The organism is Variovorax sp. YR216 (assembly GCF_900107745.1).
Lineage (GTDB): Bacteria > Pseudomonadota > Gammaproteobacteria > Burkholderiales > Burkholderiaceae_C > Variovorax.
Genome location: NZ_FNRO01000002.1, coordinates 189,119 through 214,951 on the forward strand (window position 1 = coordinate 189,119; position 25,833 = coordinate 214,951).

Below are 25,833 nucleotides of genomic sequence, written 5' to 3' on the forward strand. Positions count from 1 at the left end.
GTCTCCTTGAACCGTTGGATGCCTGGGATGGAAGTGCTTCAAGCGGGGTGCGCGGCCACGAGGCCGTCGTCGAGCCAGCGCCGGGGAATGCGGACGGGGTGATCGAGCAGCATCTGCGCGAAGGACTTGCCGAGCGGGTCCGAGCGCAGGCTCGCGACGCCGCCGCCGTCGAGCGCGCGATGCAGCACGAAGTTCATGGCATGAAGGCCGGGCACCTCGAAGCGCTCGACGTCGCCTTCCACCAGATGCGCGAAGTACGCACGGACCTGCGCCGCGCCGAGTTGCGCGCGCAGCAACGGCAGGAACGCCGCGCGGCGCGCAATCACGCCGATGTTCTCGTCGTCGCCCTTGTCGCCGCTGCGCGCCCAGGCGAGGGCGACGAGCGGCACTTCGGTCGTGTCCCCGTCAGGCAGGGCGCCGGAAGGCTGGGGCGGCAGCGGCTCGGCCGCGACCGCGGGCCCCGACGCCGGTGCAGCGACCGTGCTCACGGCGTCGCTGAACTCGACTTGCAGCGTCACCTGCTCCTTCGGAACGAGGAACGAGAAGACCTTGATGACCGGCTGCACATCGGCCCGCCCCGCGAACGAGGAGCGCGTGGCCGGCCCCATCGAGGTGCCTGCCGAGGCGCATTCGCGCTGCAGGAACCCCAGCGCCTTCGGATCGGCATGCCGCGCCGCGATGCGCAGCACCACCTCGCGCGTCGGCAGCGCCCGCGCGTTCGCGCCGTACAGTGATTCGCAGCCCAGCAGCTCGACACAGGTCTGGGTGTAGTCGGGCATGCCGCGCTGGCGCAGTTGCGCGCGGGTGCGCACCAGCAGCGCATCGGCGGTCTTGCGCGCCTTGGCCGGCGCGTCGATGCCGCGGATCGCCATCATGAGTTGCAGCTGATGGCCGTCGCGCCAGGTGCCGTTGGCCTTGTAGGTGCCGGTCGGCGCACGGCCGCGCGCGCCGCTCACCCGGACCGCGCCGGGCGAATGTGCCTCGACTTGCACCTGCCGGAAATCGCAGGTCGCGTCTGGCATGAGGTAGTTCGCCGGGTCGCCGACCTCGTAGAGGATCTGCTCCGACACCGCGCCTGGATGGATCAATCCGCCGGTGCCTTCGGGCTTGGTCAGCACGAAGCTGCCGTCGCCCTCGCAATCGATCACCGGATAGCCCATGTCCGCCCAGCCGGGCACCTGCTGCCAGTCGGTGAAGAGCCCGCCGGTGGCCTGCGCGCCGCATTCGATCACGTGGCCCGCGAGCGTCCCTGCGGCGATGCGGTCCCAGTCGTCCCAGCGCCAGCCGAATTCGTGGGCCAGCACGCCGACGACGACCGCGCTGTCCACGCAGCGGCCGGTGATCACGATCTCGGCGCCGAGTTCGAGCGCCTGCGCGATGCCGCGCGCACCCACGTAGGCATTGGCCGAATACAGCTCGGCGGGCGGCGCCTCGCCGGTGTGCAGGTCGCGCACGCCTTCGGCGCGCAGGCGCTCGAACTGCGGCATCACGTCGTCGCCGCTCACCACCGCGATGCGGGGCGAGAGGCCCTGCTTCTTCGCGATCTCCACCAGCGCATCGCGGCAGGCCTGCGGGTTCAGGCCGCCGGCATTGGCGATCACGCGCACGCCCTTGCCGCAGATCGCGGCGAGATTCGGCGCCATCGCCGCGTGGACGAAGTCGGTCGCGTAGCCCAGTGCCGGGTCCTTGGCGCGTGCGCGCGCGAGGATCGACATCGTGGTCTCCGCGAGGTAGTCGTAGACCAGGTATTGCAGGCCCGGCACCGCGAGCAGTTGCGGCGTGGCGATGGCCGAATCGCCCCAGAAGCCGCTCGCGCCGCCGATGCGGGTCGTCTTGCTCATGCCTTGGCCTCTTCGATGCGCAGCAGGAGTGTGCCCTTCGACGCCTGCCCGCCGGCCTGCACGCAGACCTCGGCGACCACGCCGGCGATCGGCGCGGTCAGCGTGTGTTCCATCTTCATCGCCTCGAGGACCACGAGCCGCTGGCCGGCCTGGACCGTCTCCCCTGCGCGCACCGCGACATCGACGATGCGGGCGGTCAGCGGCGCGGTCACCGCGCCCCCGCCGCCTTCGGCGACGCGGCTCTTGCGCTCGCTCACCCGCTCGAAACTCCAGGCGCGGCCGGCGTGGAAGAGCTGCACCGCATCGGCCTGCAGTGCGAGCACGGCGCTTTCGAGCATGCCGTCGCATTCGACGCTGAAGGCGGTGCGGTCGGCGTCGTGCCATTGCGCGTCGCGAAGCGCCAGGGCGGAAGCAGCCGCTTCGGCACCAAGGCGGCGAACCGTGGCGTTCCACTGCGACGCCTGCGCCTGCAAGCGCACCTCCCAGCGCGCTTCGCCCTGCCCGAGCGTCAGACGGGCCACATGCTGGCCCAGTGCCGGTCCGACGATGCGGCCTGCCGGCATGTCTGCAGCCAGTGCGCCGAAGGCAGCGAGCGCAAGGGTTCGCGTGTCCGGCGTTGCCCGCTCGGCGAGACGGTCGCCGAATCGCTCCTGCACGAAGCCGGTATGCACCGCCTTGCCATCGGCGAACACCTCGTCCGCAAGGCAGTCGGCCAGAAAGCCCTGATTGCTCGGCAAGCCCAGCAGCACGCAGTGCTCCACCGCGCGCAGCAGCTTGCGGCGGGCTTCGTCACGGGTCGGGCCGTGGGCGACCAGCTTGGCGACCATCGAGTCGTAGTGCGGCGAAACGGTTGCGCCTTCGACGAGGCCGTGGTCCACCCGGACGTCATGGCCGTCGGCTGGTGGCCGCCAGCGCAGCACCGGCCCGGTTTGCGGCAGGAAGCCCGCGGGCACATCCTCCGCGGTGAGCCGCACCTCGATGGCGTGGCCGTCCAACCGCACATCGACCTGCCCGACCGTCAGGGGCTCGCCCGCCGCCACGCGCAATTGCCATTCGACGAGGTCCAGCCCGGTGATCGCTTCGGTCACCGCATGCTCGACCTGCAGCCGGGTGTTCATCTCCATGAAGTAGAAGCGGCCTTCACGGTCGAGAAGGAACTCCATCGTGCCTGCGCCGATGTAGCCGATGGCCCTGGCGCTCTGCACCGCTGCCTCGCCCATGCGTGCGCGCAGCTCGGCATCGACGGCCGGCGAGGGCGCTTCCTCGATCACCTTCTGGTGGCGCCGCTGCACCGAGCAGTCGCGCTCGCCGAGATGGATCGCATGCCCATGGCTGTCCGCCAGCACCTGGATCTCGACATGGCGCGGCGCGATCACCGCGCGTTCGAGGATCAGCTCGCCCGAGCCGAAAGCGACCTCCGCTTCCGAGCGCGCGGAGGCGAGCGCCTGGGGCAGCGCGGCGGCCTCATGCACCAGCCGCATGCCGCGCCCGCCGCCGCCCGCAGCGGCCTTGACCATCACCGGAAAGCCGATGTCCGCCGCCGCATGCACGAAGGCCGCGTCGCTCTGGTCCTCGCCCTGATAACCCGGGATGCACGGCATCCCGGCGGCCATCACCAGCCGCTTGGCTTGCGCCTTGTTGCCCATCGCGCGGATCGCATCGCCGGAGGGACCGATGAACACCAGCCCGGCCGCATCGACCGCGTCCGCGAAGTCCTCGTTCTCGGCGAGAAAGCCATAGCCGGGATGCACCGCATCCGCACCGGCGCGGCGTGCCGCATCGATGATCGCGGCGATGTTCAGGTAGGAGTCGCGCGGCGCCGCGCCGCCGATCCGTACCGCGCGGTCGGCGGCTCGAACGTGGGGGCTTGCGCGGTCCGCTTCGGAATACACCGCCACGGTGCCGTAGCCCATGCGGCGCACGGTGCGAAGAATGCGGATCGCGATCTCGCCGCGATTGGCGACGAGCACGTTGTGAAAGGGGCGGATCTGTTTGCGGGTGGTGGTCATGAACGGATTCCTCACGCGGCGGATGCGGCGTTGACCGCCTGGGCGTCGCGCACTTCCTGGGCGCTGAACTCGCGCCGCCATGCGGATGCGCGCTTCTCCCGGAAAGCGGCAATGCCTTCGGCGCCTTCGTCGCGCATGCAGTTGGCGAACAGGCGCGCCGCGTCATCGAGCAGCGCGCCTTCTGCCTCATGGCCGCAACGCTGCAGCAGGGGCTTGAGCGCGCGATTGGCATGCGGCGCGCACGCGCCGATGCGGCTGATCCATTGAGCGAGCAGCTCGTCGAGCGTTTGGCTGTCGATGGCGAGCTCGTCGACCATGCCGAGTCGCAGGGCCGTCTCGCCGTGGATGCGCTCGCCGCTGAGCCCCAGGCGGCGCGCTAAGCGATGCCCGAGCCGCGCGACCACGAAGGGCGCGATCTGCGCCGGAATGATGCCGAGCGATGTCTCGCTCAAGGCAAAGCGCGCATCGCGCGTCGCCAGCACGATATCCGCGCCGCAGGCGAGCCCCATGCCACCGCCCATCGCCGCGCCTTCGACCGCCGCGATCACCGGCACCGGCAGCGCCGCGAGCCGTTGCATGAAGTCACCGAACTCGCGGTTGCGCGCGGCCACAGGGTCAACGCCCTTGGCGGCTTCCGCATCGAGCCGCGACTGGAAATTGCCGACGTTGCCGCCGGCACAGAAGAAGCCGCCGCCGCCGCGCAACACCAGCGCACGAACCGCGTCGTCGGATTCCGCGAGATCGAGCACCCGCGCCAGCTCCGCCACCACATCGGGCGAAAGCGCGTTGCGCGTTTCCGGGCGGTTCAGCGTCGCGAAGAGCACATCCTGCCGGCGGCGCAGAACGATGTGGCTGAAGTCGAGAGAGCCTTCGGGCATGGTCGTGCTCCTCAGGCGTTCATGTTCATGAGGCCCATGTGCCGGGCGATGACCATCAGCATCACTTCGTCAGCACCGCCACCGATCGAACCCAACCGGTAGTCGCGGTACGCACGCGACACCGGGTTGTCCCACGTGTAGCCCATGCCGCCCTGGAACTGCATGCACCAGTCCGCGATCTCCCGCGAGAGCCGGCCGGCCTTGAGCTTCGCCATCGAGGCCAGCTCGACCACATCGCCGCCTTCGATGTAGGTCTTGGTCGCGACATAGACCAGCGCGCGCAGTGCCTCCAACTCGGTCTTGAGCTCCGCCAGCTTGTATTGGATGAACTGGTTGTCCAGGAGCGGCCTGCCGAACGCCTGGCGCTGCCGCAGGTAGTCGGCCGTCTCCTGGATCCACGCGATGGCCGACAGCCGCCGCGCCGCGCCGTCGAGGCGCTCTTCCTGGAACTGCTTCATCTGGTAGATGAAGCCCATGCCTTCCTCGCCGATGCGGTGGCGCACCGGCACGCGCACCTCGTCGAAGAAGATCTGGGCCGTGTCGGAACTCCACATGCCGAACTTCCTGATCTTCTGGATCTCGACGCCGCGCGCGCGTTTTCCGTTCTCCTTCAGCGGCACGATGATCAGCGACTTGTTCTTGTGCGCCGATCCGCGTTCCGAACGCCCCCAGGTCCGGGCTGCGCCCGGCCCGCCCCCCGAGGGGGGCAAGAAAACTTGGGGCGGCCCGGCGTTTTCTTGAGAGGTGTTGCACAAGAGGCAGATCCAGTCGGCCTGCGTGCCGTTGGTGATCCACATCTTCGAGCCGCTGATGACGTAGTCGTCGCCGTCGCGCCGCGCGCGCGTCTTGAGCGAAGCCACGTCCGAGCCCGCGCCCTGTTCCGACACACCGATGGACGCGACCATGTCGCCCGCGATGGCTGGCGCGAGGAACTCGCGCCTGAGCTCGTCCGAGCCGAAGGCCGCGAGGGCGGGTGTCGCCATGTTCGACTGCACGCCGACACCCATCGCCACGCCCTGCGCGCGGGCATAGCCCATCGCCTCGGCGGCAGCCACGCCGTAGGAGAAGTCGAGCCCGAGCCCGCCATAGGCCTCGGGCTTGGTGATGCCGAGGAAGCCGAGGTTGCCCATCTTCTTGAACAGCTCGTGCGCAGGGAAGATCTCGGCGGCTTCCCATTCGTCGATGAAGGGGTCGATCTCGGCGCTGATGAAGCGGCGGATGCTGTCCATCATCTCGCGGTGCTCGGGGGTGTAGATCATCGATGTCTCCTGGTGACTGGATGGCGGGCGCTCGTCAGAACCGCGCGACGCCGAATTGCATGGGGTTCGTCTTGCGCTGCGCTGCTTCGCGGGTGGTTGCAAGCACGAAGGCGAGCACGGCGCGCGTGTCGCGCGGGTCGATCACGCCGTCGTCCAGCAGGTGGCCGCTGGTGTAGAAGGCGCTCGCCTGCCGCTCGAAGTGGGCGATGATTTCCTGCTTCTGCGCCGCGAGCTTCGCGTCGTCCAGCGCTGCGCCTTTGCGCTCCGCCTGCTGGCGCGCGACGATCTCCAGCGTGGTCGCGGCCTGCTCGCCGCCCATCACCGCGGTGCGCGCGTTGGGCCACGAGAAGCAGAAGCGCGGATGAAACGCCCGCCCGCACATGCCGTAGTTGCCCGCGCCGAAGGATGCGCCGCAGTAGATGGTGACCTGCGGCACCTGCGAATTCGCCAGCGCCTGGATCATCTTGCTGCCATGCTTGATCATCCCGGCCTCTTCCGAGTGCCGTCCGACGATGAAGCCCGTGGTGTTTTGCAGGAAGACGATCGGCGTCCCCGACTGATTGCAGAGCTGGATGAACTGCGCCGCTTTGGTCGCGCCGGCCGGATCGATCGGGCCGTTGTTGCTGATGAATCCGACCGGATAGCCCTCGATGCGACCATGGCCGCAAACGGTGGCGGGGCCATAGTCGGGCTTGAAGTCCATCCAGCCCGAATCGTCGACCACGCGCGCGATCACTTCGCGCATGTCGATGGGCTTCCTGTGCTCCAGCACCATCACGCCCGCGAGCTCTTCGGGGTCGAGGCGTGGCGGCTGCGATGCGGGTGCGTCCTCCGCGCGCTGCCAGCCCAGGTTGGCCATGATGTCGCGCGCGATCGCAAGGCCGTGCGCATCGTCCTCGGCCACGTATTCCGCGAGGCCGCTCACGCTGGCGTGCATGTCGGTGCCGCCGAGTTCCTCGTCCGTGGCGATCTCTCCCGTTGCGGCCTTGAGCAGCGGCGGTCCGGCCAGGAAGGCCTTCGCGCGGCCGCGCACCATCACCACATAGTCCGACAGACCGGGCATGTAGGCGCCGCCGGCCGTCGACGAGCCATGCACCACCGTCACCACCGGCAGCCCGGCCGCCGAGAGGCGCGCAAGGTTGTAGAACATGCCGCCGCCGCGAATGAACTTCTCCACCCGGTACTTGCGCAGGTTGGAGCCGGCCGATTCGACCAGATGGACGAAGGGCAGCTTGTTCTCCAGCGCCAGTTCCTGGCAGCGCATCAGCTTCTGGTTGCCCGATTCGGTCAGCGCGCCGGCATCGATGCCCGAATCGGTCGCCACCACCATGCAGCGCACGCCGCTCACGAAGCCGATGCCGGCAATCTGGGAACCGCCGGGCACACACGTGGCCGGATCGGGATCGTCCATGCCGTAGCCGGCGAGATTGGCGATCGGCAGGAAGGGCCGGCCGGGATCGAGCAGCCGGCTCATGCGCTCGCGCGGCAACAGCGCGCCGCGCTTGCCGAAACTGGCAGCGGCGCGCGCGGAGGCATCGGCGGCGCGCTGCTCCAGTGCGTGCAGTTCGTCGATCAGCGCGAGCATGCCGGCGCGCTGCGCCTGGAAGGCCTCCGACGCGGAATGAAGACGGGATTGGAACGGAGTCATCGTGGGGCTTTTGCGGTGAGTGCGTTTGGCTGAAACGCATTGCAGACCAGCGGCCCCGCGCCCGCAATCGCAAAGTGCCCGCGTGTGCACAATGTGCACAGCGCGCCTTCGCACTGCGGGATTACCCTTGATGGTGGATGCCCAGGATCAGTCTGGGCCAGATGTCAGGCGTGGTCACGCCGGACGCACGCGCCGCGCAGGTCGCCCTGGACGCTGGGGCGCTGCGCGACTCGATGATTGAGTTGGAGCGAATCCAGGCGGCGTTCCCGACCGCCCGGTTCGTCGTCAGCCCTTGCGAGGTCTTCGCCAGGCGAAGGGGCTGTGTTTCTCCTGACGGCGGAGCTCGGTGCGACCGAGCAGCGTGATCTCGCTGATCACCACCCGTTGATAGGTGAACTGATCGTCATCGACGCAAGTGGATTCTTCGCGGATCGTGATCATGCCCGCAAGCCGCAATGACTCGGCATTGGTGATCTCGTCGGGGTCCGTCACCTCGAGCGGGAACAGCGCGTGTTCGATCCTGCGCAAGTATTCGAAGTACATCGATGACTCGGGCGGAGCCGGCTGCGCGGCCAGGGAGATCACCTCCGGATCAGTAGCCGTGGCCGCCATTGCGGTTGTAGCCACCGCTGCGGCCATCCTCGCGGGGGCCTCGCGGTTCCATCGGGCGGGCCAGATTGACGGTCAGCGCGCGGCCGTCGACCTGCTTGCCGTTCATGCCTTGGATCGCGGCCTGCGCTTCCGCGGGCGAGCTCATCTCGACGAAGCCGAAGCCCTTCGAGCGACCCGAATCGCGTTCCATCATGACCTTGGCCGAATCGACCTGGCCGAATGCAGTGAACTGCTGCCGGAGGGTGTCGTCGCGCATCGAGTAGGAGAGATTGCCGACGTAGAGTTTGTTGTCCATAAAAACCTTTGAATTGGTGGAGGGTTGGGGTGAATGTGAAGGCGCCTAGCGGCGTGGCCGTCTCGCGGCGGAGGCGGCCCCAGGGGCGCGTGGCTCCAGGTGTCGGAAGGTCAGCCGCCCCTTGGTCAGGTCGTAGGGCGACATTTCGAGCGACACGCGGTCGCCCGCAAGGACGCGGATGCGGTGCTTGCGCATGCGGCCGCCTGAATAGGCAATGAGCGTGTGTCCGTTGTCGAGCACGACGCGGAAGCGCGAATCGGGCAGAACCTCTTCGATTCGGCCTTGCATTTCGATGAGATCTTCTTTGGCCACTGGGCTCCCATGGTTGAAGTCGTGAAGGAAACGCTCACAGCAACTGGTTGTGAGTCACCATGAGCCTTCCTTGGTCGAGCGCGTAGCGCAGGGCTTGCGTTTCGTTCGTGAAGCTGGGCAGCAGCCGGAAGATCCGGTCGTGCATGCCTTGGCGGACGGAGACCGATGCGGCGTAGGCATTGGCTCCAATGAGTCTCGTGAGCGGCGTGACAAGGTATTTGCCCACCGCAATGGTGTTGTTCTGCATGTAGGTGGCGCGCAGCTCGGGGCTCGCGGCAAGAGCGAACGACCTTCGTCCCATGGCGGGAGTAGCCGTTCTGAAGTTCGGAGAGAAAGCGGTCCGGGGCGTTGTGTGGATGGACCGGCGAGGAGCTTGCCGAATGAAGACTGACCATCTTCAAGGGGAGTCCGGGAAGAGTGCGGGCTGCGCGATTTGCAGCCAGGTCAAGCAACCAATGCGGCAGCAAGCAAGCCGCAGCGGTGGGGCAGTGTACACGAGGCGCGCTTTACGTGCACGAGCAGGTGATCTGGACGGGTGTTCCTGCGTGTGCACAATGTGCACAGATCACCCTCGCACGGCGAACACGACCCTCGATGACCGGCCCGAAACCCTCGACACGTTCCGCGCCCGTGCGCGGCTCGCAGAGCATTGACCGCGCGATGGAGGTGCTGCGTCACATCGCCGCGCACCACGCGCAAGGCATCGCGCTCCCCGAACTGGTGGAGGCCGCGCAGCTCGACCGAACCACCGCCTACCGCATCGCGACCTCGCTGGTGCGCGCGGGCCTCGTCGCGCGCGACGGCACCGCTGGCTTGTATCGGCTGGGCATCGAGGCCATGGCGCTCGGCCTGACCGCGATGCAGCGCGCGCCGCTCATCGAACGCTGCCTGCCGGCCATGAAGGCGCTCGCGCGGCGGACCGAGGAACATGTGTTCCTGGTCGTGCGATCAGGCGACCACAGCCATTGCCTGCATCTGGAGCAGGGCGTGCATCCGATTCGCAGTTTTTTCGAGACCGTCGGCAGCATGCGTCTGCTGGGGCTGGGCATTCCGAGCTTTTCGTTTCTTGCCGCCATGTCGGATGCGGACATCGCCGCGCACTACGCGCGGCATCAGGTCGAATACCAGAGCCACAACATGAGCGCGAGCAAGCTGCAGCGGTGGATTCGTCAGACGCGCGAACTGGGCCATGCGCACATCAGCGCCAAGGGGATCGCGGGTGTCGGCATGCGCTTCGCGGTGGGGTCTTGCGGGGATGCGGCGTTGGGGATCGTGGTGCCGGCGTCGCGGATGTCACGCGCGAGAGGCGAGGTCTTGGGAGGGATGTTGAAGGGAGAGATCGGGCGAATGGCATAGGCACGGCGCACCGAGGCGACGGCTTCGGATCCAAACGCGAAGTGTCGGATGAAGGCGCCCAGTCAGCGTGCGAGAGCCGCTGCTCCCGTATCGCTACCGGGCGGTCGCCTCAGCGCTTGTGGCGCGGGTTCACACTCGCGCCCATCCAGGCACCGGTCCAGAACTCGACGACCTGCCGCTCGAATTCGGCTTGCATCGCGGCAGCTTGTCGTTGAAATTCTGCCGCGACCAAGCTCTGTGTCGTGCCCATGATTTGATTTGCAGCGGTGAGCCACATGCTCATGAAGGGATTCTTCGTCAGCCATGGATTGATCATTCTGGTTCCTTGTTCCAGAGGACGAGTTCAGAGTCCGTAGTACTTGTCGACGCCGGAACGATAGGTGTCGTCGTACTCGGGCACGGAATCACCCGTGTAGCGCGGTGCTCCTTCGAGCTGGGCCTTGTCCAGCGGCACCACGTAGCCGTCCTGTGACGTGTCGTACTTGAGCATGTTCCATGGAATGGGGTAGCGATCCGTCCCCATGCCGAGGAAGCCGCCGAACTCCAGCACTGCATAGCGCACCTGACCGGACATCTTGTCGATCATGAGATCGTCGATGCTGCCGAGCTTGTCGCCCGCTGCGTTGTAGACATTGGTACCTTCGACACGTTCGGAAGAAATGACATCAGAAGCCATAAGGGTCTCCACGCCGGCAGGGCTGGGACTACCGGCTTGACTGCTAAGCCCAGCAGTAGAGGTATGGCCCGAGCGAAGCCTCTTGCGCATAGGCATCGCGTCCGTCTTGATGTAGGCGCTTTCGTAGCCGGCCGAACATTCCGTTCTCCATGGGCCCTGAGACTCAAAGCTCCAGCACCTGCCGCGCCAGGATGTTCCGCTGGATCTCGTTGGTGCCGCCGTAGATCATGGCGGAGGTCGATCCGATCAGCGGCGAGAGCGCGTTGAACGCCTGCCCGTCGAGGTCCTGGTCGCCGGCCACGGCGCCCTGTTCCTCGCTGGCTTCCACCAGCAGCGCGCCGATGCGGTGGTAGGTCTCGCTGGCCCAGATCTTCAGCAGCGACACCGACGGCGGCAGCGGCTTGCCGGCCTTCACGATGTTCGCGAAATCGGTGTAGGTCGCGGCAAGGTCGGCCACGTCCAGGCGCAGCGCGGTGTAGCGCTGCGTGAACACCGGGTCGGCGAACGGGCGCTTGGCGTTGGCTAGGCGCGCGAGCTGGCCCAGCGCGTATTGCGACTGCTTGGGGCTGCCCAGGAAGATCCGCTCGAAGCCGAGCAGCGCCTTCGCGATGGTCCAGCCGCCGTGCAGCTTGCCCACGAGGTTTTCGGCGGGCACGCGGACGTTGTCGAAGAACACCTCGCAGAACTCGGGCTCGCCCGCGAGGGTGTGGATCGGCCGGATGGTGATGCCCGCCGTGCGCAGGTCGCACAGCAGGAAGCTGATGCCTTCCTGCTTCTTCGCGTCCTTGTCGGTGCGCACGAGCATGAAGATGTGATTGGCGTCCTGCGCGAGCGTGGTCCAGATCTTCTGGCCGTTGACGATGAAGTGGTCGCCCTCGGCATCGCGCGCCTGCATGGCGTCGGTGCGCAGGCCCGCGAGGTCGGAGCCGGCGTTGGGCTCGGAATAGCCCTGGCACCACACATGCTCGCCCGCGAGGATGCGCGGCAGAAAGCGCTGTTGCTGCTCGGGTGTGCCGTGCTGGATGAGCAGCGGTCCGATCATCACGATGCCCTGGTCGGGCGCACGCGCGACGCCGTACTGCTCCAGCTCCTCGATCCACGCGATCATCTTGTCCGCCGGCAGCCCCATGCCGCCGTGCGCCTGCGGCCATGCGGGTGCGACCCAGCCTTGCGCGGAGAGGGTGAGATACCACTCGCGCATTTCGCTCCAGCGCGCGCGGTGCGAGAGATACCGCAGCTGCGACGGATAGCGCTGTTGCAGGAAGGCGCGCACCATGCGGCGGAAGTCGGCCTCGGTCATCGCGCTCCAGTCGGCGGTGCGCGGGAATGCGCCGATCCATTCGACGGGCTCGTGGGTGCGCGCACCCGCTTCGGCGAGCGATGCGTAGCGGCGCTGGTGCGTCGTGACGTTGCCGAGCCAGGCGGACAGGCGCAGCGTGCGCTTGTAGAAGAGGCTCAGGTCGCATTCCTGCGTGTAGCCGATCGCGCCGTGCAGCTGCACCGCCGATCGCGAGGCCTGCAGGGCGGCCGCGGTGCAGCGCGCGTTGACGCGGCTGGCTTCGGCTTCGAGGCGTTCGATGCCAACGTTCGGGTCGTCGGCCAGCGCGAGCACCTCGGCGAGCGTGGCGCGCGCGACTTCGAGGTGGATGAACATGTCGACCGCGCGATGCTGCAAGGCCTGGAAGGTGCCAATCGGCTTGCCGAACTGCACGCGGGTGCGCAGGTAGGCGAGGGTCTGCTGGAGTATCGCCTGGCCGGTGCCGGCGAGTTCGGCGGCTTGCAGGATCAAGCCGCCGGCCAGCGCGTGGCGTAGCGCGTTGCGTGCCGGTTCGCCTTGCGCGAGCACCGCGCTGGAAGGCAGCGCGACGCGGTCGAAGCGCAGGGTCGCGGCGTGCTCTCCATCCACCAGCCGCGTGAGGGTTTCGGTGACACCCGCGGTGCCGCGCGGCACCCACAGCAGCACGGTGTCGTCGTCGCCGCGTGCGGACACCAGCCAGCCGGTGGCCGCCGCGCCCGGGAGCACCATGAGCTTTTCGCCTTGCAGCAACGCGCCTTGCGGGCCGAGCTCGACGCCGCATTCCAGCGGCACGTCGCTCAGGTCGCCCGCGCTTTCCTGCCAGGCGAGCGCGGGCAGGCCGGTGCCGGCGACGAGTTCTTCGAGCAGCGCGCGCGCGGGGGCGCCGTCGAGCCGGCGCAGCAGCAAGGCGCTCAGGCCGGCGACGGCCAGCAGCGGCTCCGGCGCGACATGCTCGCCGGCCGCGCGCAGCACCTCGGCCGCGCCGGACAGGTCGAAGGCGAGCCCGCCCGCCGATTCGGGCGCGAGCATGCCGGGCCAGCCGAGTGCGGCGATCCCGGCCCAGCTCGCGGCGTCGCGGCCGGCGTCGGCGGGTTGTTCGATGAGCGTGCGGCAGCGGCGGATGCTGCCGCTTCGGGTGAAGTAGTCGGTCGCGGCTTCGCGGATCGCCGCCAGTGATTCGTGGTCCATGGTCTCTCTGTTCGTGCCTGTCTGAAAGCTGGGCCGGAGCGTGCCAGAAGGCCCCGCAAAGCGGCATTCGCATTTCCTGAAGGGAGGGTTCGGCAATCACAGACCACGAACACCCGCAGATGGATAGATTCCCTCCCCATGACCAAGATCAAGAAATCCCTGCACACCGAACTCGGCTTCAGCACGCCCGACAAGATCACCGTGCGCGGCCGCGACCTGCCCTCCGAGATCCTCGGCCACCTCAACCTGGGCGACATGGCCTTCCTGGAACTCACCGGCCGCATCCCGACGCCGCAGGAGTCGGTCACCTTCAACGCCATCGTGGTGACGCTGGTCGAGCACGGCATCACGCCCAGCGCGCTGGCCGCGCGCCTGACCTACACCGGCGCGCCCGAGGCGCTGCAGGCTGCCGTCGCGGCCGGCCTGTGCGGCCTGGGCACCGTGTTCGTCGGCAGCACCGAGGGTGCGGCCAGGATGCTCTACGAGAAGATCCCCTTCGGCACCCAGCCGGAGCGCCCGCTGGAGGAAATGGCCCGCGAGATCGTCGCGGACTTCCGCGCGCGCAAGGCCATCGTGCCGGGGCTCGGCCACCCGATGCACAAGCCGATCGATCCGCGCACGCCGCGCCTGTTCCAGATCGCCGCCGAAAACGGTCTCTCGGGCCACTACGTCGCGCTGATGCAGGCGGTGCAGGCCGAAGCGGAACGCGTGGCAGGCAAGTCACTGCCGATCAATGCCACCGGTGCGATCGGTGCGATTGCAGCGGAGTTCGGCTTTCCGTGGCGCATCATCCGCGGCCTGGGCGTGATGGCGCGTGCCATCGGCCTCGTGGGCCACATCCTCGAGGAGATCGACGATCCGATGGGCATCGAGCTCTGGCAGCGCGTGGAACACGAAGCCGGCGGTCCGCGCAAGGACTGACCGAACCGAGGACGCACACCATGACCGAAGCCCTGGACCTCGACCACCTGCGCAGCTGGATCGGCCGCACCGAGACACACGAGGAGCTGCTCTCTCCCTGGACCGCCAGCGCCATGGCCGCCACCGTGCGCAACGACGGGCAGGCATGGCAACCCGGCCGGGCGCTGCCGCCGTTGTGGCACTGGTGCTATTTCCTGCCGGTCGCGCCGCAGAACGGGCTGGGGCCCGACGGCCATCCGGCGCGCGGCGGCTTCCTGCCTCCAGTGCCGCTGCCGCGCCGCATGTGGGCGGGCAGCCAGCTCGAATTCTTCGAGCCGCTAAAGCTGGGTACGCCGACCACCAAGACCTCCAAGGTCGTCGACGTGACGCTCAAGCAGGGCAAGGGCGGGGCACTGGTGTTCGTCAAGGTGCAGCACGAGGTGCACGCGGGCGGCACGCTGCTCCAGCGCGAATTCCACGACATCGTGTACCGCGAAGCGCCCAAGTCCAGTGCGGCCGGCGAATCCGCGCCGCCGCAAACGCCGCCAGCCGATGCCGCATGGACAGTCGAGCATCTGCCGGATGCGCCGCTGCTGTTCCGCTATTCGGCACTGACCTTCAACAGCCATCGCATCCACTACGACTTTCCGTATGTCACGCAGGTGGAAGGCTATGACGACCTCGTCGTGCACGGTCCGCTCATCGCCACGCTGCTGCTCGAAGCCGCACAGCAGAACAATCCGGGCCGCGCGGTGCGCGCCTACAGCTTCAAGGCGGTGCGGCCGCTGACCTGCGGCAAGCCGCTTCGCGTGCGCGGCCATGCGGCGCAGCCCGATGGCAGCGCCACGCTGTGGGCGGAAGACGGACAGGGCGCGCTGCTGATGCAGGCCACTGCACGTTTCGCCTGATTCGCCTGGACCGACAACGATTCATTCACGACCACCATGAGCCAATCCAACCAGCGTTTCCATGACATCCGCGACGCGGTGCGCGACCTGTGCGCGCAGTTCCCCAACGAGTACTTCCGCAAGATCGACGAGCAGCGGGCCTACCCGGCCGAGTTCGTCGATGCGCTGACCAAGGCCGGCTGGATGGCCGCGCTCATCCCGCAGGAGTACGGCGGTTCGGGCCTCGGGCTGACCGAAGCGTCGGTGATCATGGAAGAGATCAATCGCGCCGGCGGCAACTCCGGCGCCTGCCACGGCCAGATGTACAACATGGGCACGTTGCTGCGTCATGGCTCCGAAGAGCAGAAGCGAAAGTACCTGCCGAAGATCGCGACCGGCGATCTGCGCCTGCAGTCGATGGGCGTGACCGAGCCTTCGACTGGCACCGACACCACCAAGATCAAGACCACCGCGGTGAAGAAGGGTGACCGCTACGTCATCAACGGGCAGAAGGTATGGATCTCCCGAATCCAGCACTCCGACCTGATGATCCTGCTGGCGCGCACCACGCCGCTGGCGGAGGTCAAGAAGAAGTCCGAGGGCATGTCGATCTTCATCGTCGACCTGCGCGAGGCCATCGGCAACGGGCTCACGGTGCGGCCGATCCTCAACATGGTCAACCACGAGACGAACGAGCTGTTCTTCGAGAACCTGGAGATCCCGGCCGAGAACCTCATCGGCGAGGAAGGGCAGGGCTTCAAGTACATCCTCGACGGGTTGAACGCCGAGCGCACGCTGATCGCGGCCGAGTGCATCGGCGATGGCTACTGGTTCATCGACAAGGTCACCGCGTACACCAAGGAGCGCGTGGTGTTCGGCCGGCCGATCGGGCAGAACCAGGGCGTGCAGTTCCCGATCGCAGAGGCCTTCATCGAAGTCGAGGCCGCGAACCTCATGCGCTACGAGGCCTGCCGCCTCTTCGATGCGCACGAGCCCTGCGGCGCGCAGGCCAACATGGCGAAGTACCTCGCGGCCAAGGCTTCGTGGGAGGCGGCCAACGCCTGCCTGCAGTTCCACGGCGGCTTCGGCTTTGCGTGCGAATACGACGTGGAGCGCAAGTTCCGCGAGACTCGGCTGTACCAGGTGGCGCCGATCTCGACCAACCTCATCCTGAGCTACGTCGCCGAGCACATGCTGGGCATGCCGAGGAGCTTCTGATGCGCCCGCTCGAAGGCATCACCGTCCTCACGCTCGAGCATGCGATCGCCGCGCCTTTCTGCACGCGGCAACTTGCCGACCTCGGCGCCCGCGTCATCAAGGTCGAGCGGCCGGGCAGCGGCGACTTCGCGCGTGCCTACGACCAGCGCGTGCACGGGCTCGCGTCGCACTTCGTGTGGACCAATCGCTCGAAGGAAAGCCTCACGCTCGACGTGAAGCATCCGAAGGGGCAGGAGATTCTCCAGCGGCTCGTGGCCGAAGCCGACGTGCTGGTGCAGAACCTCGCGCCGGGCGCGGCGGCTCGGCTCGGGCTGTCGTTCGAGGCGCTGTCGCCCAAGCATCCGGGGCTGATCGTGTGCGACATCTCGGGCTACGGCGACGATGCGGACAAGCCCGGCCCGTACCGCGACAGCAAGGCCTACGACCTGCTCATCCAGAGCGAGTCGGGCTTCCTCTCGGTCACCGGTACGCCGCAGGACATGGCGAAGGCCGGCTGCTCGATCGCGGACATCTCCGCGGGCATGTACGCCTACTCCAACATCCTCGCGGCGCTGCTGCAGCGCGGCAAGACGGGCAAGGGCTGCCGCATCGATGTGTCGATGCTGGAGAGCATGGTCGAGTGGATGAGCTTCCCGCTGTACTACGCCTTCGAAGGCGCCGACCCGCCGCCGCGTGCGGGTGCGGCGCACGCGACGATCTATCCCTACGGGCCGTTCCCGGCGGGCGACGGCAAGCTGGTGATGCTCGGCCTGCAGAACGAGCGCGAATGGCAGGTGTTCTGCAACAGGGTGCTGGAGCAGCCGGGCCTTGCGACCGACGAACGCTTTGCATCGAACACGAAGCGCACCGCATCGCGCGACGCGCTTCGCGAGATCATCGTGCGGGCCTTCTCGCCGTTCACCGCGGCGCAGATCATGAAGCGCCTCGACGACGCGCAGATCGCGACCGCGCAGGTCAACACGATGCACGACGTGTGGAACCACCCGCAGTTGAAGGCGCGCGAGCGGTGGACCGAGGTGAACACCGGTGCGGGGCCGATTCCCGCGCTGCAGCCGCCCGGCGTGCCGCGTGAATGGCATGCGCGCATGGATGCGGTGCCCACGCTGGGTCAGCACACTGACGCGATCCTGGCGCAATGCGGCTATGACGAGGACACCATCGCCGCGCTGCGTGCGGACGGCGCAGTGTGAGGCAATGACCATCAACCGACTTCCAGCAATTCAGCCATGAGCACATCCAACCACCCGAGCCAGACGCTCGCCACCTTCGCCGCCGAACTGTCGTTCGAGCGCATTCCCGATGCGGTCGTGCGCCGCGCCGAAGACCTGATGCTCGACTGGCTGGGCTCCGTGCTTGCCGCGCGTTCGGCGCGGCCGGTGCGCAGCATCCAGCGCTTCGCCGAGATGATGGGGCCGGCCGAGGGGCCGAGCGAGGTGCTGATCTCGGGTCGCACCACGTCGCCTGTCTTCGCGGCGCTCGTCAATGCGGCGGCTTCGCACTATGTCGAGCAGGACGACGTGCACAACGGCTCGGTGTTTCATCCGGCGGCGGTGGTCTTTGCGCCTGCGCTGGCGGTGGCGCAGGCGGTGGGTGCGAGCGGCAAGCAGCTGTTGACGGCGGTGGTTGCGGGCTATGAGGTCGGCATCCGTGTCGGCGAGTTCCTCGGGCGCTCGCACTACCGGACCTTCCACACCACTTCGACGGCCGGCACGCTCGCGGCTGCGGCCGCGGTAGGCCGGCTGCTCGATCTCACGCCGGCGCAGATGCTGCACGCGTTCGGCTCCGCCGGCACGCAGTCCGCGGGCGTGTGGGAATTCCTGCGCGATGCGGCCGACTCCAAGCAATTGCACTGCGCGCACGCCTCGGCAGCGGGCCTGATGTCGGCCTACCTCGCCAAGGACGGCTTCACCGGCGCCGCGCACGTGCTCGAAGGCGCGCAGGGGCTGGGCGTTGGCATGTCGACCGATGCAGATCCCGCGAAGCTCACCGATGGCCTCGGCACGCGCTGGACGTTGGCCGAGACCTCGTTCAAGTTCCACGCCTCGTGCCGCCACACGCACCCGGCCGCCGATGCGCTGCTGCAGGTCATGCAGCAGAACAAGCTCAAGGCCGGCGACGTCGCGCGCGTGGTCACGCATGTGCATCAGGGCGCGATCGATGTGCTCGGCCGCGTCGTGGTGCCGGCGACGGTGCATCAGGCCAAGTTCTCGATGGGCACGGTGCTGGGGCTGATCGCGGTGCACGGCCGCGCAGGCCTCACCGAATTCGATCGCGACTTCCTCGCACCCGAGGTTGCCGCCTTCCGCGACAAGGTGATGATGGAGCTTGACCACGAGGTCGACACCGCCTACCCGGCGCGCTGGATCGGCAAGGTCAGCGTGACCACGGCCGACGGACGCACCTTCTCGGGCCGCGTCGACGAACCCAAGGGCGATCCGGGCAATACGCTGAGCCGCGCGGAGATCGAGGACAAGATGCAGCGCCTCACGCAGTACGGCGAGAGCGCGACGGCGGACGAGGCGAAGGCTGCGTGCGCCAGGATCTGGAATCTTGCGGGCGAGGCGCGCATCGGCCGCCTGCTGGGGTGACGGACATGGCCTCGACCGTCCGCAGCCTCCTTTTCGTGCCCGGCCATCAGGGCACGCGTTTCGACAAGGCGTGCCAGAGTGGCGCGGATGCGATCGTGCTCGACCTGGAAGACGCGGTGCCGCTCGACCGCAAGGACGAAGCCCGCGCGCAGGTTGCGCTGTGGCTGGCCGGCCGCGCCGGGGGCGGTGCGGGACCGCAGCTCGCGATCCGCGTGAACGGCGCGGACACGCCCTGGCACGCGGATGACCTCGCCGTGTGCGCGAATGCGGGCGTCGATGCGCTGATGCTCCCCAAGTCCGAAGACCCGGCCGTGCTGCGCGCCATCGCGGCGAAGCTGCCCACGGTCGCGCTGCTGCCGCTGGTCGAGACCGCGCGCGGCATGGCGCGGCTCGAAGAGATCGCCGCCGCGCCCGGCGTTCAGCGGCTTGTGTTCGGCACCATCGATTTCCAGGCCGATCTCGACATCGAAGGCGATGGTCTGGAGCTGCTTTACTTCCGCTCGCGGATGGTGCTGGCCTCGCGCGTGGCCGGCATCCAGCCACCGGTGGATGGCGTGAGCACGTCGATCGACGATCCAGCGCGCGTCGAGGCCGACGCGCTGCAGGCACGGCGGCTTGGCTTTGGCGCCAAGCTGTGCATCCATCCGAAACAGGTCGCGATGGTGAACCAGGGCTTCTCGCCAACCCAGGCGCAGGTCGACTGGGCGCGCCACGTGATCGAGGCCGATGCGGCGAGCGGCGGCGCACCGGTTGCGGTCGACGGCAAGATGGTCGACCGGCCGGTGGTGCTCAAGGCAGAGGCGCTGCTGCGTGCGGCCGAACGGCGCTGACGTCTTGCGCGAACAGGCGTCCGTGCCCGGGTGCGCGCGGGTCCAGCCCGGCACAGCGCACCAGGTCCCAGAACCCGGCGGGTGAGCTCGACACCACGGGAGCGCCCAGTTCGGCTTCGACCTGCCGCACGGCGTCGAGCGTGACCAGTCCGCCGCATGAGATGAGGATGCCGTCCGCGCCGGGGCTTGCCTTGAAGACCGTCCTGCAAAGGTCCACCAGCACCTCGGTGGGCACGGCCGCGACCGCCTGCACGTCGGAGATCGAAAGGCCATGGATGGCCAGCGGCTCGAAGCCGCTGTCGTCGAGGTAGCGGCGCAGCAGCCGGTTGACCTCGTCGATGTAGGCGGTCGCGACCGCCACCCGCTTGACGCCGAGGCTGGCGAGGCCGTTGACGATGGCGTCGCTCATCGTGCTGCTGGGCAGGCCCGTGGCCCGGGTCAGTTCGGCCTGCAGTTCGCGGTTGAATGCGGCGCCGCGGAAGAAGCTCAGCGAGGTGCCCATCAGCGAGACGGCCTCGACCCCCTCCGCTGCCAGTTCGCGCGCCTTGCCGATCACCGCGTCGATGACTTCGACATAGCCGCGCGTGGAGATCTCGCCGAGGCCCAGTCCGCGCGCGCTGAAGCGGATGCGATCGCCGTAGAGCAGCGGGCCGTCCACCGGGACCGCGCCGGCGGCCGGCGGCACGATCAGGCCCAGATGAGGCTGTGCCATGTCAGTTGCCCTCCGCGACGATGCGCTGGTCGGCGATGATGCCTTTCCAGCGGGCCGTTTCGTCGTTCAGGGCGCTGCGCAACTGCGCCGGACCGGCGTAGGCCCGCAGCATGCCCTGAGCGGCCGCGGCGCCGGCGGCCTCGGGCGTGTCGAGCACGTTTTTCACTGCGGCCGAAAGCCGCTCGACGATGTCGTCGGGCGTGCCGGCGGGCGCGAGTACGAAGAGGCGCGGCGCGACATCGAAGCCAGGCAGCGCATCGGACAGCGGCGCGACGTCTTCCGCGCCTTCGAGCCTGGTCGTGTTCATCAGCGCCACCGCGCGCAGCTTGCCGGCCTTGGCCTGCGCCATGCCGGCCGTGGCGCTGACCACGCCGATCGGCACCTGGCCGCCGACCACGTCCGGCACGATCTGGGCGGCCCCGCGGTACGGCACGTGCAGCACGAAGCTGCCGGTGCGCTGCTTGAGCATTTCGAATCCCAGGTGCTGCACCGTGCCGACGCCCGAGGTCGCGAACGAGTAGCGGCCCGGATGGGCCTTGAGCTCGGCGATGAAGTCCTTCGGCGTGCGCGCTGGGAAGTCGTTGCCGGTCACGATCATCAGCGGCGAGACGAACGCGCCCGCCACCGGCTTGAAGCTGGTCAGCGGATCGATCGCGATCTTCGGCTGCAGCAGCTTGGCAATCAGCAAGGCACTGTCGCCCAGCATCAGCGTGTAGCCGTCGGGCGCGGCCTTGGCGACCACGTCGGCCGCGATCAGGCCGGTCGCGCCGGTGCGGTTCTCGACCACCACCTGCTGGCCCAAAGCGGTCGACAGGCGGGCGCCCAGCAGGCGGGCCGCGGCATCCACGCCGCCGCCGGCCGAATAGCCGACCATGAGGCGGATGGGTCTTTCAGGGTATTTCTGGGCCCAGGCGGCCGGCGCTGCGAGTGCGGCGGCCGTGCCGAGTGCGAGCGCGACGGCCGCGGCGCAGACCGCCCGCCGGCGAGGCTGTTTCATCGTGGCGAAGGGTGTTGTTGTCTCCATCGTGTCTCCGTGATTTCAGGCTTTGCCCTTGCCGTGGGATGTGGGCAGCTTCGCGAGTTCGCGTACGCGATCCGGGTTCGGGGCAAAGCCCAGCCCCGGCGTTTCGGGCAAGGTGAGCCATCCCTGCTCGGGCACCGGCAGCCCGTCGAAGATCTGCCGCAGCATCTGCACCGCCACGTAGTGATATTCGACCAGGCCGCCATTGGCGACGCCCGCATGCAGGTGCATGTTGTGGAAGGGCCAGGCGCCACCGTTGTCGATCGGCACGTTGAAGGCCTGGGCCATGCCGGCGATCTTCAGGCACTGCGAATAGCCACCGGAGATCGTCACGTTGGGTTGCAGCACGTCGGCCGCCTGGTGGACCAGCAGGTCGCGGAATCGGAACGCCAGGCCTTCGTTCTGGCCGCAGGCGAGCGGAATCCGGGTGCGCCGGCGCAGCTCCGCCATCTGGCGCACGTCGTTCTGCGTGAGCGGCTCCTCGAAGAAGCTGATGCCGTACGGCTCGATGCGCCGCGCAAGGTCGCTCGCATGGAACAGGTCGAGGCCGCAGTTGGCATCCACGTAGAGCTTCACATCGGGGCCGACCGCCTCGCGGACCGCGGCCACGCGCCGGACGTCCTCGTCGATGACTTCGTCGATCGGCCGGGGTTCGTCGCGTCGCGCCAGCGCATGGCCGCCCACCGTCATCTTCAACCGCTGGAATCCCTGCGACACCCACAGCTTCGCGGCCTCGGCGAGCTGGTCGCGCTCGAAGAAGCCGAAGCCGAAGGTGGCATAGACCGGCACCCGTGCCCGCGCGCCGCCGAGCAGGCGCCACAGCGGCTGGCCCAGTGCCTTGGCCTTGAGGTCCCACAGGGCGATGTCGAGCGCCGCGATGGTGTGGCTCGCATAGCCGGTCTGGCCGCGCGGCGACAGCAGCCAGTAGAGCTTGTCCCAGAGCCGCTCGGTGGCCATCGGGTCCTCGCCGAGCAGCGCCGGCGCGGCCACTTCGCGCACCGCGGCGGCAATGATCTCCTCCTCGGTGATGGCGGTCATGCCGTGGCCGACCAGGCCGGTGTCGGTTTCGATCTCGGTCAGGCACAGCGAGAGCGAGGTCTGCTTGTCGAGGCCCAGCACGTCGATGGTGACCGGGACGTTCAGCGGCGTGGCGCTGACGCGGATGATCTTCAAGAATGTCTCCTTTGAATGGTTGTCGCGCCGATTCTTGACGCGCCGCCCAGGGAGAACAATTCGTTTGTGGTCATCGCGAGCCTTCGCCGGGCGCGAAGGCTCGCGCGGGGTCAGGCGCCATCCGGGCTGCGCAGATGCTCCAGCACCGACCGCGCGGCGGCGGTCAGATCCTGCTCGCGTCGCACGCACAGAAGGTGGCGCCGCGAGGCCCAGGGCGCATCGAGCCGGAGGCAGCGCAGGCGCAGCACCTGCAGCTGCGGCAGGATCGCCGCGAACGGAAGCACGCCGATGCCCACGCCCTGTTCGACCATGCGGCACACCATGTCGAAACTGCCGACCTGCATGCGCACCTTGAGCGGCGCCTGCGCTTCCTGCGCAGCGGCGAGCAGCACGCGGTGCAATGCCGTGCCTTCGCGCACCACGATATGGTCGTGGCGCAGGAGTTCCGGCACGCCGATGCGCTTGCGCCGCGCCAGCGGATGGTCGCGCCCGACCACCACCGCGAGTTCATCGCTGCGGTACGGCAGGCATTCCAGTCCCTGTGCCGGCGTGTGGCCCTCGATCACCCCGATGTCGGCCAGGCCCGCACTCACCGCCTTGACGACTTCGGTGCTCGCGCGCTCCTGAAGGTCGATCTTGAGCACCGGATGCAGCCTGAGAAAGGAGCCGATCTGGTCCGGCAGGAACTGCGCGATGGCCGACGCGTTGGCCGTGATGCTGACCACGCCGGTCACGCCGTGCTGGAAGTCGTCGAGCTCCGCGTCGAGCCGGTCCATGGCCGACAGCACGGCGCGCGCATGCAGCAGGAATCCGTGGCCGGCCGACGTCAGCGCGACACCGCGCGCATGGCGCACCAGCAGGGGCAGGCGCGCTCGTGCCTCCAGGTCGGACATCCGCTTGCTGGCCGCCGCCAGGGCGATGTGGCAGCGCTTGGCGCCTTCGCTGATGCTGCCGTGCTCTGCCACGGCGACGAACAGGCGCAAAGATCGGAGATCGGCCGACATCGTGCCGCTTACGCCGGGCGTGGCTGCTGCGACAGATAGTCGAACAGCTCTCGCGCCGATGCGGGCAGCTGCTCGCGATTGCGCGCGACGATCTTCAGTTCTCGCTCGGCCCAGGCATCGGCCAGCGGCACGATGCCGATCCGCATCGAACGCGCATGGCGCCGGGCGGATGAAGCGGGCAGCACGCCGACGCCCACCCCGGCCTCGATCATCAGGCAGATGGCCTCGAAGCTGCCGACCTGGATGCGCGGGCTGTACCCGCGGCCGGCGAGTTCGGCCTTCAGCAACAGGAAGCGGTGGATCGCGCTGCCGTGGTGCAGGCCGACGTGCTGCTCTTCGAGCGTGTCGACGAAGGACACCGCGCCCGCGCCCGCGAGGTGGTGGGTGTTCGGCACCACCAGCACGAGCTGGTTGCGCCCGAAGGGGCGGGCGTCGAAGTCGCCGGTGTGCACGTCGCCGGCGAGGATGCCGAGGTCCGCGCTGCCGTCGGCGACCGAACGCACGATCTCCTCGCTGAGGTATTCGCGCAGGTCCACCTGGACGGCCGGGTGCTGCGTGAGGAAGCCGGCGAGCTTCTCCGGCAGGTATTCGGTGATCGAAGTGGTGTTGGCGAACACCCGCACATGCCCCTTGATGCCCTTGCCGAAGTCCTGCATGTCGATGCGCAGGTGCTCCATCTGCTGCATGACGCGCTTGGCGTGGTAGAGCAGCGCCTCGCCCGCAGCGGTCAGGCTCACGCCCTGTGCGTTGCGGTGCAGCAGTTTGCCGCCGACCGCCTCTTCCATCTGCTTGATCCGCGTGGAAGCGGCCGCGAGCGAGATGCACGCCTTGTCGGCGCCGCGCGTGAGGCTCCGAGCGTCCGCCACATAGGCGAACAGCTTGAGATCGAAAAGGTCGAAATGCAGGTTCAAGCGACGAGGGCGCGGTCACGCGCGGCTGGAGAATGCCCGATTGTCCCGCGAAGCCGGGACCCTTCGCGAAACACCGCGGAACCGGCTTTGCCGGGCCGCCGGTGTTGCCCCCGGTCGGGGGTGCAGAGCCACACGGAGTGGGCGAGGCTGGGGGCGAGCCTATACCGGATCCCAGCTGAAAACGTCTGCCGAGCGGTCGAGTGGGTAGAAATTCGCCCGCATCGCCGGCATTGCGTGTTCCGCGATCGTCTGCGGCGTCCAGCCTTCGGACCGGTGGATGGTCCGGACCGGCCGCGGCTGGCTGATCAGCGAGATCTCGTTGTTGCGGACCGAGAAGATCTGGCCGTTGACTTCCCTCGCGGCATCGCTGGCGAGGTACACCGCCAGCGGCGCGATCTTGGCCGGCGTCATCTGCTGGATCCTGGCGACGCGGGCCTTCTGCTCGTCCGTGTCGGTGGGGATGGCGCCGATCATCCGGCTCCAGGCGAAGGGCGCGATGCAGTTGGACCGCACGTTGAACTTCAGCATGTCCAGCGCAATGGACTTCGACAGCGCCACGATGCCCAGCTTGGCGGCCGAGTAGTTGGCCTGCCCGAAGTTGCCGATCAGCCCCGAGGTCGAGGTCATGTGCACCATCGCGCCCGAGTTCTGTTCCTTGAAGAAGGTGGCGGCGGCGCGGCTCACGAAGTACGCACCGTAGAGGTGCACCTTGATGACCGCGTCCCATTCGTCCACCGACATCTTGTGGAAGAACCGGTCGCGCAGGATGCCGGCGTTGTTGACCACCGCGTCGATGCGGCCGAAGTGGTCGACCGCGCACTGGACGATCTTCGCGGCGCTGGCGGCGTCGGCCACGCTGTCGGTGCTGGGCACCGCCTCGCCGCCCAGGGCGTGGATCTCGTCGACCACCTGCTGCGCCGGGCCGGCGCTGCGGCCTTCGCCGTCGACGGCGGCGCCGATGTCGTTGACCACCACCCGCGCGCCGTGGCTCGCCATGGCGAGCGCGATGTCCCGACCGATGCCGCCACCCGCGCCGGTGACGACCACGACTTTTCCTTCAACCATCGGAATGCTCCAGAAATTGCTGCTTGACGACCCCGCCAGAATGCCATGGAGGGAATTGCGGCGGTTCGCCATTCCGAAAGAGGGCGTTCGGCGACAATCGCGGGTTGGGCGAACCGGTTACCCGCGGTTCGGACATTCCAGTATCACGAAAGT

Annotated in this window: 25 protein-coding genes; 7 read left to right on the forward strand and 18 right to left on the reverse strand. The window is 68.2% G+C overall.

Going from position 1 to position 25,833, the window contains the following annotated elements:
• Positions 1-38: 38 nt before the first annotated feature.
• The 9 genes from BLW05_RS05740 to BLW05_RS05780 all read right to left on the reverse strand — a co-directional run bounded on the left by BLW05_RS05740 (position 39) and on the right by BLW05_RS05780 (position 9,155).
• Positions 39-1,841 (reverse strand): acyclic terpene utilization AtuA family protein, encoded by a 1,803-nt coding sequence (locus BLW05_RS05740; protein ID WP_093160945.1) that lies wholly within the window; start codon positions 1,839-1,841, stop codon positions 39-41.
• Positions 1,838-3,850, reverse strand: coding sequence for an acetyl/propionyl/methylcrotonyl-CoA carboxylase subunit alpha (locus tag BLW05_RS05745; protein ID WP_093160947.1), 2,013 nt, complete (start codon positions 3,848-3,850; stop codon positions 1,838-1,840). The genes BLW05_RS05740 and BLW05_RS05745 overlap by 4 nt, the downstream gene beginning before the upstream one ends.
• A gap of 11 nt (positions 3,851-3,861) precedes the next feature.
• Positions 3,862-4,728 (reverse strand): enoyl-CoA hydratase/isomerase family protein, encoded by an 867-nt coding sequence (locus BLW05_RS05750; RefSeq protein ID WP_093160950.1) that lies wholly within the window; start codon positions 4,726-4,728, stop codon positions 3,862-3,864.
• An 11-nt stretch (positions 4,729-4,739) separates the two neighbouring features.
• Complete coding sequence (locus BLW05_RS05755) at positions 4,740-5,987, reverse strand: acyl-CoA dehydrogenase family protein (RefSeq protein ID WP_093160952.1); 1,248 nt, start codon at positions 5,985-5,987, stop codon at positions 4,740-4,742.
• Positions 5,988-6,021: 34 nt separating this feature from the next.
• A complete protein-coding gene (locus BLW05_RS05760; protein ID WP_093160955.1) occupies positions 6,022-7,635 on the reverse strand; it encodes an acyl-CoA carboxylase subunit beta in 1,614 nt (537 codons plus the stop codon).
• Between the two features lie 285 nt (positions 7,636-7,920).
• Complete coding sequence (locus BLW05_RS05765; protein WP_143044775.1) at positions 7,921-8,247, reverse strand: hypothetical protein; 327 nt, start codon at positions 8,245-8,247, stop codon at positions 7,921-7,923.
• Positions 8,228-8,542: an RNA recognition motif domain-containing protein gene (locus BLW05_RS05770; protein WP_093160960.1), complete on the reverse strand. Its 315-nt coding sequence runs from the start codon at positions 8,540-8,542 to the stop codon at positions 8,228-8,230. Before BLW05_RS05770 ends, BLW05_RS05765 begins: the two co-directional genes overlap by 20 nt.
• Positions 8,543-8,587: 45 nt before the next feature.
• Complete coding sequence (infA, locus tag BLW05_RS05775; RefSeq protein WP_093160962.1) at positions 8,588-8,854, reverse strand: translation initiation factor IF-1; 267 nt, start codon at positions 8,852-8,854, stop codon at positions 8,588-8,590.
• A 34-nt stretch (positions 8,855-8,888) separates the two neighbouring features.
• On the reverse strand, positions 8,889-9,155 hold the full coding sequence (locus BLW05_RS05780; RefSeq protein WP_256330058.1) for a hypothetical protein: 267 nt from the start codon (positions 9,153-9,155) through the stop codon (positions 8,889-8,891).
• Between the two features lie 293 nt (positions 9,156-9,448).
• On the opposite strand from BLW05_RS05780, the gene BLW05_RS05785 reads away from it, so the two are divergent.
• On the forward strand, positions 9,449-10,210 hold the full coding sequence (locus BLW05_RS05785; protein WP_093160965.1) for an IclR family transcriptional regulator: 762 nt from the start codon (positions 9,449-9,451) through the stop codon (positions 10,208-10,210).
• Between the two features lie 109 nt (positions 10,211-10,319).
• On the opposite strand, the gene BLW05_RS05790 is transcribed toward BLW05_RS05785, so the two are convergent.
• The 3 genes from BLW05_RS05790 to BLW05_RS05800 form a co-directional block, all read right to left on the reverse strand.
• The gene (locus BLW05_RS05790; protein WP_093160967.1) at positions 10,320-10,526 is read right to left on the reverse strand and encodes a hypothetical protein; all 207 of its coding nucleotides are present in this window, start codon (positions 10,524-10,526) and stop codon (positions 10,320-10,322) included.
• A 27-nt stretch (positions 10,527-10,553) separates the two neighbouring features.
• A complete protein-coding gene (locus BLW05_RS05795; protein WP_093160970.1) occupies positions 10,554-10,886 on the reverse strand; it encodes a PRC-barrel domain-containing protein in 333 nt (110 codons plus the stop codon).
• Positions 10,887-11,049: 163 nt separating this feature from the next.
• Complete coding sequence (locus BLW05_RS05800; RefSeq protein ID WP_093160972.1) at positions 11,050-13,371, reverse strand: acyl-CoA dehydrogenase family protein; 2,322 nt, start codon at positions 13,369-13,371, stop codon at positions 11,050-11,052.
• 138 nt (positions 13,372-13,509) lie between these two features.
• Here BLW05_RS05800 and BLW05_RS05805 point away from each other — a divergent pair, with 138 nt between their 5' ends.
• The 6 genes from BLW05_RS05805 to BLW05_RS05830 are packed head-to-tail and all read left to right on the forward strand — an operon-like array spanning position 13,510 to position 19,794.
• Positions 13,510-14,292: a citryl-CoA lyase gene (locus tag BLW05_RS05805; protein WP_093160975.1), complete on the forward strand. Its 783-nt coding sequence runs from the start codon at positions 13,510-13,512 to the stop codon at positions 14,290-14,292.
• Positions 14,293-14,312: 20 nt separating this feature from the next.
• Complete coding sequence (locus BLW05_RS05810; protein ID WP_093160977.1) at positions 14,313-15,179, forward strand: HTD2 family dehydratase; 867 nt, start codon at positions 14,313-14,315, stop codon at positions 15,177-15,179.
• Between the two features lie 36 nt (positions 15,180-15,215).
• Positions 15,216-16,376 carry an acyl-CoA dehydrogenase family protein gene (locus BLW05_RS05815; RefSeq protein ID WP_093160980.1) on the forward strand — a complete coding sequence of 387 codons (1,161 nt, stop codon included), beginning with the start codon at positions 15,216-15,218 and terminating at the stop codon, positions 16,374-16,376.
• The gene (locus BLW05_RS05820; RefSeq protein ID WP_093160982.1) at positions 16,376-17,566 is read left to right on the forward strand and encodes a CaiB/BaiF CoA transferase family protein; all 1,191 of its coding nucleotides are present in this window, start codon (positions 16,376-16,378) and stop codon (positions 17,564-17,566) included. Before BLW05_RS05815 ends, BLW05_RS05820 begins: the two co-directional genes overlap by 1 nt.
• Positions 17,567-17,602: 36 nt before the next feature.
• Entirely contained in the window at positions 17,603-18,964 is a 1,362-nt protein-coding gene (locus BLW05_RS05825) for an MmgE/PrpD family protein (protein ID WP_093160985.1), read from the forward strand.
• Between the two features lie 5 nt (positions 18,965-18,969).
• Positions 18,970-19,794 (forward strand): HpcH/HpaI aldolase/citrate lyase family protein, encoded by an 825-nt coding sequence (locus tag BLW05_RS05830; RefSeq protein WP_093160987.1) that lies wholly within the window; start codon positions 18,970-18,972, stop codon positions 19,792-19,794.
• On the opposite strand, the gene BLW05_RS05835 is transcribed toward BLW05_RS05830, so the two are convergent.
• The 6 genes from BLW05_RS05835 to BLW05_RS05860 form a co-directional block, all read right to left on the reverse strand.
• On the reverse strand, positions 19,754-20,506 hold the full coding sequence (locus tag BLW05_RS05835) for an arylmalonate decarboxylase (RefSeq protein ID WP_093160990.1): 753 nt from the start codon (positions 20,504-20,506) through the stop codon (positions 19,754-19,756). The two genes, BLW05_RS05830 and BLW05_RS05835, sit on opposite strands and share 41 nt — an antisense overlap.
• Position 20,507: 1 nt before the next feature.
• On the reverse strand, positions 20,508-21,530 hold the full coding sequence (locus BLW05_RS05840; protein WP_256330061.1) for a Bug family tripartite tricarboxylate transporter substrate binding protein: 1,023 nt from the start codon (positions 21,528-21,530) through the stop codon (positions 20,508-20,510).
• A 15-nt stretch (positions 21,531-21,545) separates the two neighbouring features.
• Positions 21,546-22,700 (reverse strand): mandelate racemase/muconate lactonizing enzyme family protein, encoded by a 1,155-nt coding sequence (locus BLW05_RS05845; protein WP_093160995.1) that lies wholly within the window; start codon positions 22,698-22,700, stop codon positions 21,546-21,548.
• A gap of 110 nt (positions 22,701-22,810) precedes the next feature.
• Positions 22,811-23,704 (reverse strand): LysR family transcriptional regulator, encoded by an 894-nt coding sequence (locus BLW05_RS05850; protein WP_093160998.1) that lies wholly within the window; start codon positions 23,702-23,704, stop codon positions 22,811-22,813.
• 8 nt (positions 23,705-23,712) lie between these two features.
• Complete coding sequence (locus BLW05_RS05855; protein ID WP_093161000.1) at positions 23,713-24,615, reverse strand: LysR family transcriptional regulator; 903 nt, start codon at positions 24,613-24,615, stop codon at positions 23,713-23,715.
• 159 nt (positions 24,616-24,774) lie between these two features.
• On the reverse strand, positions 24,775-25,680 hold the full coding sequence (locus BLW05_RS05860) for an SDR family NAD(P)-dependent oxidoreductase (protein ID WP_093161003.1): 906 nt from the start codon (positions 25,678-25,680) through the stop codon (positions 24,775-24,777).
• Positions 25,681-25,833: the final 153 nt, after the last annotated feature.

What these genes read in the sequence shown, in the direction of transcription:
- BLW05_RS05755 (WP_093160952.1), bottom strand. Translation starts at nt 5,987, where the DNA reads ATGATCTACACCCCCGAGCACCGCGAGATGATGGACAGCATCCGCCGC.
- BLW05_RS05740 (WP_093160945.1), bottom strand. Translation starts at nt 1,841, where the DNA reads ATGAGCAAGACGACCCGCATCGGCGGCGCGAGCGGCTTCTGGGGCGAT.
- BLW05_RS05765 (WP_143044775.1), bottom strand. Translation starts at nt 8,247, where the DNA reads ATGGCGGCCACGGCTACTGATCCGGAGGTGATCTCCCTGGCCGCGCAG.
- BLW05_RS05795 (WP_093160970.1), bottom strand. Translation starts at nt 10,886, where the DNA reads ATGGCTTCTGATGTCATTTCTTCCGAACGTGTCGAAGGTACCAATGTC.
- BLW05_RS05860 (WP_093161003.1), bottom strand. Translation starts at nt 25,680, where the DNA reads ATGGTTGAAGGAAAAGTCGTGGTCGTCACCGGCGCGGGTGGCGGCATC.
- BLW05_RS05840 (WP_256330061.1), bottom strand. Translation starts at nt 21,530, where the DNA reads ATGGAGACAACAACACCCTTCGCCACGATGAAACAGCCTCGCCGGCGG.
- BLW05_RS05815 (WP_093160980.1), top strand. Translation starts at nt 15,216, where the DNA reads ATGAGCCAATCCAACCAGCGTTTCCATGACATCCGCGACGCGGTGCGC.
- BLW05_RS05835 (WP_093160990.1), bottom strand. Translation starts at nt 20,506, where the DNA reads ATGGCACAGCCTCATCTGGGCCTGATCGTGCCGCCGGCCGCCGGCGCG.
- BLW05_RS05830 (WP_093160987.1), top strand. Translation starts at nt 18,970, where the DNA reads ATGGCCTCGACCGTCCGCAGCCTCCTTTTCGTGCCCGGCCATCAGGGC.
- BLW05_RS05820 (WP_093160982.1), top strand. Translation starts at nt 16,376, where the DNA reads ATGCGCCCGCTCGAAGGCATCACCGTCCTCACGCTCGAGCATGCGATC.
- BLW05_RS05790 (WP_093160967.1), bottom strand. Translation starts at nt 10,526, where the DNA reads ATGATCAATCCATGGCTGACGAAGAATCCCTTCATGAGCATGTGGCTC.
- BLW05_RS05810 (WP_093160977.1), top strand. Translation starts at nt 14,313, where the DNA reads ATGACCGAAGCCCTGGACCTCGACCACCTGCGCAGCTGGATCGGCCGC.
- BLW05_RS05785 (WP_093160965.1), top strand. Translation starts at nt 9,449, where the DNA reads ATGACCGGCCCGAAACCCTCGACACGTTCCGCGCCCGTGCGCGGCTCG.
- BLW05_RS05750 (WP_093160950.1), bottom strand. Translation starts at nt 4,728, where the DNA reads ATGCCCGAAGGCTCTCTCGACTTCAGCCACATCGTTCTGCGCCGCCGG.
- BLW05_RS05800 (WP_093160972.1), bottom strand. Translation starts at nt 13,371, where the DNA reads ATGGACCACGAATCACTGGCGGCGATCCGCGAAGCCGCGACCGACTAC.
- BLW05_RS05825 (WP_093160985.1), top strand. Translation starts at nt 17,603, where the DNA reads ATGAGCACATCCAACCACCCGAGCCAGACGCTCGCCACCTTCGCCGCC.
- BLW05_RS05770 (WP_093160960.1), bottom strand. Translation starts at nt 8,542, where the DNA reads ATGGACAACAAACTCTACGTCGGCAATCTCTCCTACTCGATGCGCGAC.
- BLW05_RS05850 (WP_093160998.1), bottom strand. Translation starts at nt 23,704, where the DNA reads ATGTCGGCCGATCTCCGATCTTTGCGCCTGTTCGTCGCCGTGGCAGAG.
- BLW05_RS05780 (WP_256330058.1), bottom strand. Translation starts at nt 9,155, where the DNA reads ATGGGACGAAGGTCGTTCGCTCTTGCCGCGAGCCCCGAGCTGCGCGCC.
- BLW05_RS05760 (WP_093160955.1), bottom strand. Translation starts at nt 7,635, where the DNA reads ATGACTCCGTTCCAATCCCGTCTTCATTCCGCGTCGGAGGCCTTCCAG.
- BLW05_RS05745 (WP_093160947.1), bottom strand. Translation starts at nt 3,850, where the DNA reads ATGACCACCACCCGCAAACAGATCCGCCCCTTTCACAACGTGCTCGTC.
- BLW05_RS05805 (WP_093160975.1), top strand. Translation starts at nt 13,510, where the DNA reads ATGACCAAGATCAAGAAATCCCTGCACACCGAACTCGGCTTCAGCACG.